This is a genomic window from Enterococcus gallinarum NBRC 100675, assembly GCF_001544275.1.
Lineage (GTDB): Bacteria > Bacillota > Bacilli > Lactobacillales > Enterococcaceae > Enterococcus_D > Enterococcus_D gallinarum.
Map to the genome: position 1 here is coordinate 26,706 of NZ_BCQE01000021.1, position 12,958 is coordinate 39,663.

Consider the following 12,958-nt stretch of genomic DNA (forward strand, 5'->3'; position numbering starts at 1 on the left):
AAGAATACCACGAATGATGTCAGAAATTTTCATTGATCATCCGTGGTTTCTTTTTTGCATTTGAGGAGGAGTCGGATGAAGACAACAAAAATTTATTTTTCTGATTTATATGTATCCCAAGATGTGTTTCAACAAAGCCGACTAGTTTTCCCTTTTTTTTCTAGTCATTCGGAGGCGCGAGCCGCTTTTCAATCAGTGGTCAACGAACAGGGGTGGCGATTGACGAATCAACACGGCACAGTCTATCTGTCTTGTGTCCATGAAGGGCCGCTTCTGACCATTCAGAATTTGTTGCAGGTGCCAAGTGATGCATTTACTTGGGAGACACTTGTTTCGATGACTGAGAGTTTTGCTAGAAGCCGTTTCGTAGACCAGATAGTTTGGGAAATGACAAGAAACCCCATCATGGATCAGTGGTTTGTGGGACGTGGATATGGTAGGGCGACACAGGGGTACCACAAGCAACTGGCCTACCATACAGCTTTCGTTCTAGGAGGAGGAGGTGCCCATGGCGCCTATCAAATTGGCGTATGGCAAGCGCTGAAAAAACACGGAATCACATTTGAGTGGGTAGCTGGGACGTCAGTTGGTGCATTGAATGGTGCATTGGTTTTGATGGACGATATTGAAGCTGCTGAGCAATTATGGACGAATATTTCTAGTGATCAGGTCCTCCAATACCCAAAAGCTGCTGCTAAGAAAGAAACCTTATTAGATATGATGGAGCAATTACGCTCACTCGTAAAGACAGCACTGAAAGACAATGGTGCGAGTACAAAACCATTAGCACAGCTGTTAGCAGCGACTTTTGATGCAGACAAATTTAATGCCAGCAAAAGCCAGCTCTTACTTTGTACGACTCGTCTGCCGGATTTCAAAGAGGTTGTTTATCAGTTTGATTCCAGTAAAATTGATTATAGTTTGCAATGGTTGCTAGCGTCAGCGTCTTTTTATCCAGCAATGCAGGCACAATTGATTGATGGGGTCTATTATATTGATGGAGGGTACCGCAACAATCTGCCAATTGATGCAGCCATTGAGCGAGGCGCTACAGAAGTTATTGCCGTCGATGTCCAAGGGCCTGGAATCAATAAGAAGGTTCAGGTCTCAGAATCAATTGCGCAGATTCAAATTGCTTCACCGTGGACTCTAGGTAGTTTTTTGATTTTTGATGCCAAACGTTCTCTAGAAAACATGACTCTTGGGTATTTAGAAACGATGAAATACTTTGGCAAGTTCAGTGGCTATTGGTATACTTTTGATGAAGAGGCCTTCAACGATTCGTGGAAGCCATTCGCTCATCTGCTTCGACAAGATGCACCACGATTGTACGCATTTATGAAAAAAAAGGAATTTTGGAAGAAAGTGCGTAAGTTATATCAGCAAGAGGTCCCCTTGGAAATTTGTGGCGCGTCTTTTTTGAATGCATAGGCAGATTACTACATCTTACACCGACCGTCATTTATACAAAGGAATCTTTCCTGCAAGCGATACGTGAGAAAATCATGACAGAACCAACGAAAGAAACAGAAGTATGGTCAGTAGCAGAATGGTTGTATTACTATCGCGAACAGTTCTTTTTGTTATCTGAGCAAAAACGGTTCTTGTTTTTCTATCGAACCCAACAAATTGAAACACCGGCATTTCAGCAGATTCGTGCGCGGTATCCAGAATTGGCTGTGCTGTCAGCCTATCTGGCTTATTTTTTAAAAGGAGAGGAACACAATGGATAATTTTTCTTATGAGATCGTAGAGGAGATCGCCGTTCTTTCGGAAAATCCTAAGGGTTGGCGTAAAGAGCTTAATTTAGTCAGCTGGAATGGTCGCCCGCCTAAGTTTGACTTGCGTGACTGGAGTCCAGGACATGAAAAAATGGGTAAAGGCTTAACGTTATCAAATGAAGAATTCACCGAATTAAAAAAAGCACTGCTTTCTATGTGAAAGGAAGAAATGAATGAAAAGCATGACAGGTTTTGGTAAAGGGAATGGAGAAACAGCTGATTATCAAATAGAGATTGAGATTAAAAGTGTCAATCAGCGATTTATGGATTTGCAGCTGCGCATGCCCAAACAATTAAATGATTTGGAAGCACTGATTCGACAAGAAGTCAAAAAAGTATTACAGCGTGGTCGGGTGGAGCTTTATCTGACATTGAACGAAAAGAATGCGGCTCATAAAGAAGTTATAGTCCAATGGGATTTATTGGTGCCTTTTTTGAAGCAGGTCGAAGAAGAAGCTGCTCAAAGGTTGGATGTAGAAGAGCTGTCGAAAAAAGATCTTTTGGAAAAATTGATCGTCCATGAAGCATTTCTTGATGTCCGAGAAAAACAACAAGAAGATACCCAGTTAGCGCAAGGTGTGTTAGATGCTTTGTCTCAGGCCTTAACAGCTATCGATCAAAGCCGTGAAATTGAAGGACAAGGGATTTATCAAGTGTTAAAAGAAAATCAGCAGCAATTACTTGGTAAAGTCATGGAATTACAGACGTTTATTGCCGATTATGAAGCCGATCATCGCCAACGTTTTGAGAAAAAGCTGACGGAATATTTAGGCGAGCAAGTAGATCAAGAACGTTTGTTGACCGAGATGGCCATCCTGTTGGAGCGGGGAGATATTCATGAAGAGTTGGATCGAATGATGATTCATTTAGATTCTATGACTACTTTGTTAGAGGCAAAATCGCCGATCGGCCGGGAGCTGGATTTTTTGATTCAAGAAATGAACCGAGAAGTAAATACCATAGGTTCCAAGTCAAGCCCAATTGAAATCAAGAATAGTGTGGTTCAGATGAAGACGATTATTGAAAAAATAAGAGAACAAGTCCAAAATATCGAATAGGAGTGATCAACAATGAAATACTATGATATTACTTTTCATGAATTAAGCGGAAAAAACGTCATCAAGCGGAGCGTCCCATCAGATAAAGCAAACTTTGATGCTTGGCAAGATGCTTGTGTCGCGATTGATCAAGAGTTCTTGCAAATTTTGGTCAATGGAAATGCGGTATCGTTGAATCGTCGGTATATCGTTCGGATTGATTGCCAGGAAGTAGAAGATCCTACGGAGAAAGCTATCACGACAAAAGATGAATTGGCAGGTGTGATCAATACGCTAAGCAACATGGGGTTCTAAAAGTAGGAGAGATGAGTAGTAATTTCATGAATTTCCCATTATAATAAAGTAGTTCTTGAAAGTTGCTGAAAAAAAGTGCAAAATAGACGTTAAGCAAAAGTCAGTGAAAGGACGTCATTATGTCAGAGCGAGGATTACTAATAGTTTTATCAGGACCTTCCGGTGTAGGCAAGGGCACTGTGCGAAAAGCAATTTTTGAAAGTGATGACAACGATTTTCAATATTCTGTTTCGATGACAACACGCAACAAGCGTGAAGGTGAGATCGAAGGCGTTGATTATTATTTCCGCACCCGTGAGGAATTTGAAGCCTTGATTGAAGCAGGCGAAATGTTGGAATATGCAGAATACGTTGGCAATTACTACGGCACCCCGTTGTCTTATGTTCAAAAAACATTGGACCAAGGGAAAGATGTTTTCTTGGAAATCGAAGTTCAAGGAGCTAAACAAGTCAAAGAAAAAGTGCCTGATGGGGTCTTTATTTTTCTTACCCCACCTGATTTAGCAGAGCTACGCTCACGTATCACTGGCAGGGGGACAGATTCTGCTGAAGTGATTGATGAACGAATGCGTGTTGCCAGAGAAGAAATCGAAATGATGGCTTTATATGACTACGCAGTCGTAAATGATGAAGTACCTAAAGCAGTACAACGGATTCGAGAGATTATATCAAGTGAACATTTTCGCGTTGATCGAGTGATCGGCAAGTATATCAAAATGTTAGAGGAGCTGTAAAACGAATGATGTTAAAACCTTCAATCGATTCATTATTGGATCGTGTGAACTCAAAGTATTCCCTAGTGATTTTAGCCAGCAAACGCGCGCATGAACTAGATGCAGGTGCCCAAGCAACATTGGAACAATTTGATTCGGTGAAAAGCGTAGGACAAGCATTGGAAGAAATCGAAGCAGAGCTTGTTGTTAATGATCCGCATCCAGAAATCAAACGTGCTCGCTTGAAAATGGAACAAGAAGAGCGCAAAGCGCAAAAGGACCAAGAGCAAAAAGAACTGGAAGCCCGGATTCGTGACGAACAGAATCTGTAGACAATTAAAAAAGCTAGAGCACAATGCGTGTTCTGGCTTTTTCTTTTGAGGCGATAGCCGTTAAATTTTCGTAAGGTTTACAGACAAATGTCTGTCATTTTAGTAAAATAAAGCCTGGAGGAGGAGAGAAGATGACCTATGCAGCAGAAGTGATCGTGGATGTACCAACGATGCAGACAGATCAACCTTTTACATATGAAATACCTGAATATTTGCGCGCTGTGGCAGAGACTGGCATGCGAGTCGAAGTGCCATTTGGTAATGGGGATCGGCATATCCAAGGCTTTATCGTAGGATTGACGGATACACCGCCAAGTCAACCATTGAAACCTATTCTTCGCTTGCTGGATCTTTCTCCTGTGGTGAATGAAGAATTATTACAGTTAGCTGATTACATGAAAAAAACGACATTTGCTTTTAAGATCACCTGCTTGCAGACCATGTTGCCTAGTGTGATGAAAGCAGAATACCAGAAGAATATTCTTTTATTGGATGACACGCACCCAATAAAAGCGCATTTTCCTGAGACGAATAGTCTGAGCTGGCAAGCTGCTGAAGAAGCAGGATTATTGTCGCAATTGAAAGTGTTACGCGAAGAAGCAGTCGTTGAATTGCAATACGTGGTCAAAAATAAAAATAAAGCCAAGAAGATCCGTGTAGTGAAACGTCTGATTTCTCCAGAAGCGATTCCAGAGGCAATGAAGCAAATCAGAAAAGGGGCAAAACGACAACAACAATTATTGACAGTCTTACAAGAATCTGATCAGCTTCCCGTCTCATTTTTTGCAGAAGCAGGTATTTCGACAACAGTCTTGAATCAAGGACAAGCACTGGGATGGCTTGAATTTCATGAGATTGAGACGTATCGGGATCCATTTAAAGATCGTTTTTTTCCAAAAACTGCAGCATTGGCATTGAACGAAGAACAAACCGATGCGGTTTCAAAAATTCTGTCAGCAGCAAAAAGACAAGAGGCACAAACCTTTCTTTTAGAAGGCATCACTGGCAGTGGGAAGACAGAAGTCTATCTTCAAACGATCGCTGAGCTATTGAAACAAAAAAAGACTGCCATTATGCTGGTGCCAGAGATTGCTTTAACCCCACAAATGGTGGAACGTTTCAAGAGCCGCTTAGGTAACGCTGTGGCTGTGCTTCACAGTGGTCTGTCACAAGGGGAAAAATATGATGAATGGCGAAAGATTGAACGGGGAGAAGCCCAAGTAGTAGTCGGCGCACGTTCAGCTATTTTTGCTCCTTTAAAAAACATTGGCGTCATTATTGTCGATGAGGAACATGAAGCAAGCTATAAGCAGGAGGAGGCACCAAGATATCATGCGCGTGATTTAGCGATTTGGCGCGGAGGATACCATCATTGTCCTGTTGTTTTGGGGAGTGCCACTCCCTCTCTCGAGTCACGGGCTCGGGCGCAAAAAGGCGTTTATCAATTGTTGCGTTTGAATCAACGAGCAAAACTCAGTGCTCGTTTGCCGCAGATCAATGTAGTAGATATGCGGGAAGAATTTGCCAACAAAAACTACCAGACTTTTTCTCGCCAATTACAGGAAAAAATTCAAGATCGCTTAGATAAGCAAGAACAAATCGTTTTGCTGCTGAATAGACGCGGGTATTCTTCTTTTGTTATGTGTCGCGATTGCGGGTATGTTCTGCCTTGTCCGAACTGTGATATTTCTTTGACGCTTCATATGGATACCAAGACGATGCGCTGTCATTATTGCGGGCACGAAGAAAAGATCCCTCACCGCTGTCCTAGCTGTCATGCAGATAAGATCCGTTACTATGGAACAGGTACGCAGAAAGTTGAAGAAGAACTAATTGCTAGATTTCCAGAAGCGCGGGTATTGCGGATGGATGTGGATACTACCCGCAAAAAAGGAGCACATGAAAAAATACTTACTTTATTTGGCGAAAAGAAAGCAGACATTTTACTAGGAACACAAATGATTGCCAAAGGGTTAGACTTTCCGGATATTACATTGGTAGGGGTCTTAAATGCTGACACAGCATTGAATCTGCCAGATTTTCGTTCTAGTGAACGAACATTCCAATTGCTGACGCAAGTAAGCGGCCGAGCTGGCCGTGCGGAGAAAGCCGGCGAAGTAATCATTCAGACATTTAATCCGGAACACTATGCGATTCAACTAGCACAAACCCAAAACTATGAAGCTTTTTACCAACAAGAAATGTGGGTTCGGCATCAAAGCGGATATCCCCCTTATTACTACACGGTAAAAATTACCTGCAGTCATCTCGAAGAGCAGGCAGCTGCCCAAAAGATGTTTGCCATTTACCAAGAAGTACAAAAAGAATTGTCGGATCAAAGTATTTTGCTTGGACCGGCACCTAGCGCGATCATGCGTGTCAAAAATCGCTATTACTACCAACTGATTATTAAATACAAAAATGAACCACATTTGCCTGAACTGTTGACCCGGTTATTGGAACAAAGTCAGATCGATCAGCGAAAAGGACTCTATGTTTCCATTGACCAAGAACCGTTGAATTTTATTTAAAGGAGATATTATGCGCTATCCGATTATTATTCATCCCGACGATCAGCTTCGTCGAAAACCAAAACCGGTATCTATGATTACAGATGAGCTGGTACAACTACTAGAAGACATGTATGAAACAATGGTGGCGCATGACGGCGTAGGTATTGCGGCCCCTCAGATTGGTAAAAACCTGCAAGTGGCAATCGTTGAAGTAGATGAAGAGGATCGTTTCGAACTGATTAATCCAGAAATCATCGAGTCATCCGGAGAATCTGTTGATGTAGAAGGGTGCTTGAGTATTCCTCATACCTATGGTACGGTCAAGCGAGCAGATGAGATTACGGTTCGCTACTTTGACCGTGAAGGAGAAGAAATGGAGGTTCAAGCTTTTGGCTACTTGGCTCGGGCTATCCAGCATGAGATTGATCATCTGAATGGTGTCTTATTTATTGATAAAATGATCGATAAGATCCCAGAATCTGAACTAGAACAATATATGGAGGAACACGAAAATGACTAAAGTTGTCTTTATGGGAACCCCCGCGTTTTCTGTACCAATCTTAGAAGGATTGCTGGCAGAAGGCTATGAAATTGCAGCGGTAGTGACCCAACCGGACCGGCCCGTAGGTCGAAAACGAGTAATCACGCCAACGCCTGTCAAAGAAGCAGCATTGAAGCACCAATTGTTGGTTTTGCAACCAGAAAAAATCAGCGGTTCACCTGAAATGGAAACGATCAAAGAATTAGCACCAGACATTTTGATCACTGCGGCCTTTGGCCAATTTTTACCGGAAAAGCTGTTGCAAGTACCAAAATTTGGAGCGATCAATGTCCATGCCTCCTTATTACCAAAGTATCGGGGTGGTGCCCCAGTGCACTATGCAATTATGGAAGGCGAACCAGAAACAGGTGTCACCATCATGGAAATGATCAAAAAAATGGATGCTGGGGGTATTTTTTCTCAAGCTAAACTTCCGATCACTAATCAAGACGATGTGGGGACTATGTTTGAGAAATTAAGTTTATTGGGTAAAGAATTACTGCTGAAAACATTACCCAAAATCCTATCAGGAGAACTGAAACCAATGCCTCAAGCAGAAGAGCAGGTAACATTCTCCCCCAATATTACGCAAGAACAAGAAGCAATTGATTGGACAAAGACAGCACAGGAGATCGACAATCAGGTCCGAGGGATGCGACCGTGGCCAATTGCTTTCACGACTTACCAAGGGAGCCGTTGGAAGATTTGGTCAGTAGCAGTAGTCGATGAAACAACAGATGCCGCGCCAGGAACCATCATGCAACGAACGAAAAAGGCGCTATGGATCGCTTGTGGTCAACAGACAGTTTTAGCTTTAGAAGAGCTACAACCAGCTGGAAAAGGTCGTCAATCCATTGCGGCTTTTCTAAATGGCACTGGGCAACACATTCAACTAGGTGATAAGGTTGGTACTCATGAAGCGTAAAATAGGAAAAATCCAATATACTGTTCGTTTTGTTGCATTAGAGGCCTTAGTTCGTATCGAAAGAGGCGGTGCCTATTCGAACTTATTATTGAGAGAACTGATGAATCAAGGCCGTTTGAATGATAAAGATGGACGTTTATTGACAGAAATGGTCTATGGAACCATTAGTCGGCAGCTGCTATTGGATTATTATTTAGCGAACTTTATCAAGAATGCAAAAAAAGTCGATCCATGGGTCAGATCATTATTGCGTCTTTCTCTTTACCAAATGCTGTACTTGGACAAAGTACCTAATCATGCTATTTTAAATGAGGCTGTGGAAATCGCGAAAGCAAAAGGAAATCCAGGAATCGGAAAATTTGTTAACGGCGTGTTGCGTACGATTCAAAGAGAGGGTGTGCCGGCACTTGATCAAATCAAAGATCCCTTGGAGCGGTTAGCTACAGAAATCAGTATGCCATTATGGCTAACTGAAAGATTCGTAGCGCAGATCGGCAGCGATAAAACCCGGGAGTTAGGGCTGTCTTTACTGGTACCTAGCCATGCTAGTGGACGCCTTGATCTACAAAGAATTACTCGCAACGAAGCCATCCTTCAACTACAGGAAGAAGGGATCGAAGCTCGAGAAAGCCAACTATCTCCGTATGGGATTGTGGCTGATAAAGGATTTTTAGCCGGCTCTTCTTTATATCATGATGGATTATTGACAATACAAGATGAAAGTTCGATGTTAGTAGCACCGGCACTGTACATTGCACCAGAGCACCAAGTATTGGATGCTTGTGCAGCACCTGGAGGTAAAACAACCCATATCGCGTCCTTTCTATCTGCAGAAGCAGGTGGGAAAGTCACTGCGTTGGATATTCATCCTCATAAAGTTAAATTGATCACTGAAAATGCTGAAAGACTTGCGGTCTCAGAGGTGGTTCAAGCGGAAGTGATGGATGCAAGGGAAGTCGCTCAACATTTTGAGGAACAACAGTTTGATCGAATCTTAGTGGATGCTCCTTGCTCTGGTCTAGGATTGATGCGTCGTAAACCAGACATCAAATACAACAAGCAGGCAGCTGATCTAGAGCGTTTACCCGAAATTCAGTTAGCGATTTTAGAAAGTGCCGCCCCAACGCTAAAAAATTCGGGTATAATGATCTACAGTACATGCACCATAATGCTAGAAGAAAATCAGGCAGTAGTGGAGGCATTCTTAGCGGATCATCCAGAATTCGAACGAATCGATGTATCGGTAAATGCTGATATTGCTGCGAATATCAATGATCAGATGCTAACGATTTATCCGCAAGATTTTATGACAGATGGCTTTTTCATAAGCTGCCTTCGCAAAAAGTAATGAGGTGAAAAGAAGTTGGAGATCCATTTTCAAACAGATGTTGGTAAACGTCGGAATACGAACCAAGACTTTGCTGCTGTGTATGTCAACAAAAAAAGTATCACATTGGCGATCTTAGCTGATGGGATGGGAGGACATCGGGCAGGTGATGTAGCGAGTCGTCAGGCTGTGAGTGGCTTGGGAACAGCTTGGGAAAAAACAGAATTGACAGATAGTGAAAAGGCTGCTCAATGGCTGATCCAAAAAATCCAGGCAGAGAGTGTCTCGATCTATGAAAAAGGCATCGAGGATGAGGCGCTGAATGGTATGGGAACAACGATCATTGCTGTAGCACTCTTTGAGGATCAATTTACGATTGCGAATGTTGGCGACAGCCGCGCCTATATTTTGCGGGATCATGAGTTGATACAAATTACTGAAGACCATTCTCTTGTCAATGAATTGGTGAAATCTGGCCAAATTACTGCTGAAATGGCACTGAACCATCCACGCAAAAATGTTTTGACTCGTTCTGTTGGAATGCCTAATACAGTAGAAGTAGATGTAGCGATTCATTATTTTGCTGAAAGTGATTACTTGCTTCTTTGCTCAGACGGACTGACAAACATGTTGGCAGATGAAAAGATCGCAGCCATCATTGAAGACGCATCATCCCTTAAAGAAGCGGTTCAGCAGTTGATCGATGCAGCCAATCAACAAGGCGGAGTCGATAATATCACAGTGTTACTGATCAAAGTTGGAGGAACTGCCCATGATTGAAATAGGGAAAAAGTTAAATGGCCGCTATAAAATCATTGGCAATATCGGCAGTGGCGGCATGGCAAATGTATTTCTGGCTCATGATTTGATTCTTGATCGAGAAGTTGCCGTCAAAGTATTGCGATTTGACTTCCAAAATGATAAAAATGCGATTCGCCGCTTTCAGCGGGAAGCATTGGCTGCCACAGAGTTGGTTCATCCCAATATCGTCACAGTGTATGATGTAGGCGAAGAAGATGGGATGCAGTTTTTGGTGATGGAATATGTCAAAGGCATGGACTTGAAGCGATATATTCAAACCCATTACCCGGTTCCTTATCTACAGATTGTCGATATCGTGCAACAAATTTTGTCAGCAGTGGCATTGGCTCACCAACATCGAATCATTCATCGGGACTTGAAACCACAAAACATTCTGATCAATGAAGAAGGCGTCGTTAAGATCACGGATTTCGGGATCGCGATTGCTTTATCGGAAACATCGATCACCCAAACCAACTCGATGTTAGGCTCTGTGCACTACTTATCGCCAGAGCAAGCACGGGGAAGTATGGCTACTAACCAATCTGATATCTATGCGATTGGAATCATCCTATATGAAATGTTGACGGGGAAAGTTCCTTTTGATGGTGAGTCCGCTGTCACAATTGCCTTAAAACATTTTCAAGATGAGATCCCTTCTATTCGTATCTATGATAAAAATGTTCCTCAATCATTAGAGAATGTCGTATTAAAGGCAACAGCGAAAGAGCAAGCCGATCGTTATAAGACAGCTGATGAAATGCGAGAAGATCTTTCAACAGCCCTGTCACCTGAGCGCTTGAATGAACCAAGGTGGGAGCCACATGCGCTAAACGATGAAACTCGAGCGCTGACCCCTATTACCGATGAAATGATAGCTGAACAGCCTGCAGAACCGGCAGTGACGGAGCCAGAAGTAGAAGAAACCGCAGACCAGAAACAAGAAAAACCAAAGAAGAAGCGGAAGAAATGGTGGCTGATCCTGCCAATACTAGTTATTGCAGCGCTGCTGGTCATTGGCGGCTATTTTGTTTTTGGCGGAGGGCGCGGCGATGTTGAGATCCCTAAAGTCAGCGGAGACACAGAGACCGTTGCTCGAGAAAAGCTGGAAGCAGCAGGATTAAAAGTTGCTGACAAAACCGAAGAGATTGCTGACGATGAGATCGAAGAAGGCAATGTCGTTAAAACGGATCCGCAAGAAGGAACCGAAGTCAAAAAAAATAGCGAGATCACTTTGTATATCAGCTCAGGGACTGAAAAAATCACCTTAAAAAACTATGAAGAGAAAAATTTTGAAGATGTAAAAGCTGAGTTGATCAAGTTAGGTTTTTCAGAAGACCAAATCAAAGAAGAGACCAAATCCAGTGATGCTATTGGAGAAGGTCTGATCATTAGCCAATCACCAGATGTCGGCGAGAAAGTCTCTCCGAAAGAGGATGACATTACTTTTGTAGTCAGCACGGGACCTGAATCGTTTGCAATGGAAGACTATTATGGTCAGCGAATCGAAGATGTACGGGCGGCATTGACCTCAAAAGGAGTTCCAACCGAAAATATTTATGAACAGTCAGCACCAAGTGATGAACCGGTGGGGACTGTCATTAATCAAGCGCCAGGAGCAGGAGAATCAGTCATTACCTCTCAAACTGTTATCACGCTGACAGTCAGCAGCGGTCAAGAGATGGTCAATGTGCCACGAATCATTGGACAGAGTCGAAATGATGCTGTAGCAGCATTGAATGAGGCTGGATTAAAATATTCGATCAAAGAAGAATCGGGCTACAATGATTCTGTTCCGGCTGGAGAAGTCACAGATGTTTCACCAGGTGAAGGTACTTCGGTGGCTGTTGGTTCTTCAGTAAATGTTACTATTTCTAAAGGACCAAAACCAGAGTCCTCTACGAGTGAATCCTCCGCTAGCAGTGAATCAACAAGTACGAGTTCAACGAGCTCTGAAGATTAATCAATTGCTGAAAAAACTATCCGAATGATTTTTAAGTTTACTCTATAGGTCGCAGTGAGATGGCGACCAAAGACTGTAGAAGTAACCACTTGAAGATGCGGATAGTTTTTTTGTGATGCGAAAAAAGAGCGAGCTGTTTAAGTTTCTTTTAGTAATTCCGCATCTCTAGGCGTACATCTTTTCAAGTTTTCAAAAATTGGGTATAATGAAGGTCAGAATTAGTCAAGGGAGGGAATGAATTGAATCATCATAACACTTCCGATTTGATTGAGGCATATTTGAAGAAAATTCTTGAAGACAGCGAAACAATCGAGATTCGCCGAGCTGAAATGGCGAATTTATTCAATTGTGTGCCTTCACAAATAAATTATGTGATCAATACCCGTTTCACTATTCAAAGAGGGTATACTGTTGAAAGCAAACGTGGAGGCGGAGGGTATATCCGTATCGAAAAAGTCAAGATCACGGATAACCACCACTACCTTGAAGAAATGAATCAATTATTTGATGAAACCATCTCGGAAAAAGATGCTTATGCAATAATCCAAAAACTTTATGAGGAAGGAATCCTGTCGAAGCGCGAGGGCAACTTATTGTTGACCGTCATTGCGAAGTCAGTATTAGGACGTTCTCCTTATGAAAATCGAACACGAGCAGACTTGCTCCATGCAATTTTAGAACGTTTAAGTTATGAAGACAGGAAGTGAATG

14 protein-coding genes are annotated in these 12,958 nt (G+C 42.5%); all 14 read left to right on the forward strand.

Annotated elements, in window-relative coordinates; translation table 11 throughout:
- The first annotated feature begins 75 nt into the window (after positions 1-75).
- The 14 genes from EG2_RS12545 (at position 76) to EG2_RS12605 (ending at position 12,955) form a co-directional block, all read left to right on the forward strand.
- Positions 76-1,431: a patatin-like phospholipase family protein gene (locus EG2_RS12545; protein ID WP_249024297.1), complete on the forward strand. Its 1,356-nt coding sequence runs from the start codon at positions 76-78 to the stop codon at positions 1,429-1,431.
- 74 nt (positions 1,432-1,505) lie between these two features.
- Positions 1,506-1,733, forward strand: a complete 228-nt coding sequence (locus EG2_RS19715) for a hypothetical protein (protein WP_249024296.1) — start codon at positions 1,506-1,508, stop codon at positions 1,731-1,733.
- Complete coding sequence (locus tag EG2_RS12550) at positions 1,726-1,941, forward strand: YdbC family protein (RefSeq protein WP_003128839.1); 216 nt, start codon at positions 1,726-1,728, stop codon at positions 1,939-1,941. The genes EG2_RS19715 and EG2_RS12550 overlap by 8 nt, the downstream gene beginning before the upstream one ends.
- Before the next feature lie 13 nt (positions 1,942-1,954).
- A complete protein-coding gene (locus tag EG2_RS12555; protein WP_060815016.1) occupies positions 1,955-2,839 on the forward strand; it encodes a YicC/YloC family endoribonuclease in 885 nt (294 codons plus the stop codon).
- Positions 2,840-2,851: 12 nt separating this feature from the next.
- On the forward strand, positions 2,852-3,133 hold the full coding sequence (locus EG2_RS12560) for a hypothetical protein (RefSeq protein ID WP_003128841.1): 282 nt from the start codon (positions 2,852-2,854) through the stop codon (positions 3,131-3,133).
- A gap of 119 nt (positions 3,134-3,252) precedes the next feature.
- Positions 3,253-3,867: a guanylate kinase gene (gene gmk, locus EG2_RS12565; RefSeq protein WP_060815017.1), complete on the forward strand. Its 615-nt coding sequence runs from the start codon at positions 3,253-3,255 to the stop codon at positions 3,865-3,867.
- A 5-nt stretch (positions 3,868-3,872) separates the two neighbouring features.
- A complete protein-coding gene (gene rpoZ / locus EG2_RS12570; protein ID WP_005469752.1) occupies positions 3,873-4,178 on the forward strand; it encodes a DNA-directed RNA polymerase subunit omega in 306 nt (101 codons plus the stop codon).
- A gap of 131 nt (positions 4,179-4,309) precedes the next feature.
- Entirely contained in the window at positions 4,310-6,709 is a 2,400-nt protein-coding gene (gene priA, locus EG2_RS12575) for a primosomal protein N' (protein WP_060815018.1), read from the forward strand.
- A 10-nt stretch (positions 6,710-6,719) separates the two neighbouring features.
- Positions 6,720-7,211 (forward strand): peptide deformylase, encoded by a 492-nt coding sequence (gene def / locus EG2_RS12580; RefSeq protein WP_003128845.1) that lies wholly within the window; start codon positions 6,720-6,722, stop codon positions 7,209-7,211.
- Positions 7,204-8,157, forward strand: a complete 954-nt coding sequence (gene fmt / locus EG2_RS12585; RefSeq protein WP_060815019.1) for a methionyl-tRNA formyltransferase — start codon at positions 7,204-7,206, stop codon at positions 8,155-8,157. The genes def and fmt overlap by 8 nt, the downstream gene beginning before the upstream one ends.
- Positions 8,147-9,505 (forward strand): 16S rRNA (cytosine(967)-C(5))-methyltransferase RsmB, encoded by a 1,359-nt coding sequence (gene rsmB, locus EG2_RS12590; RefSeq protein ID WP_060815020.1) that lies wholly within the window; start codon positions 8,147-8,149, stop codon positions 9,503-9,505. The genes fmt and rsmB overlap by 11 nt, the downstream gene beginning before the upstream one ends.
- Before the next feature lie 15 nt (positions 9,506-9,520).
- Entirely contained in the window at positions 9,521-10,264 is a 744-nt protein-coding gene (locus EG2_RS12595) for a Stp1/IreP family PP2C-type Ser/Thr phosphatase (protein ID WP_060815021.1), read from the forward strand.
- Positions 10,257-12,248, forward strand: coding sequence for a Stk1 family PASTA domain-containing Ser/Thr kinase (pknB, locus tag EG2_RS12600; protein ID WP_060815022.1), 1,992 nt, complete (start codon positions 10,257-10,259; stop codon positions 12,246-12,248). Before EG2_RS12595 ends, pknB begins: the two co-directional genes overlap by 8 nt.
- Positions 12,249-12,487: 239 nt before the next feature.
- A complete protein-coding gene (locus EG2_RS12605) occupies positions 12,488-12,955 on the forward strand; it encodes a CtsR family transcriptional regulator (protein ID WP_003128852.1) in 468 nt (155 codons plus the stop codon).
- Positions 12,956-12,958 lie beyond the last annotated feature (3 nt).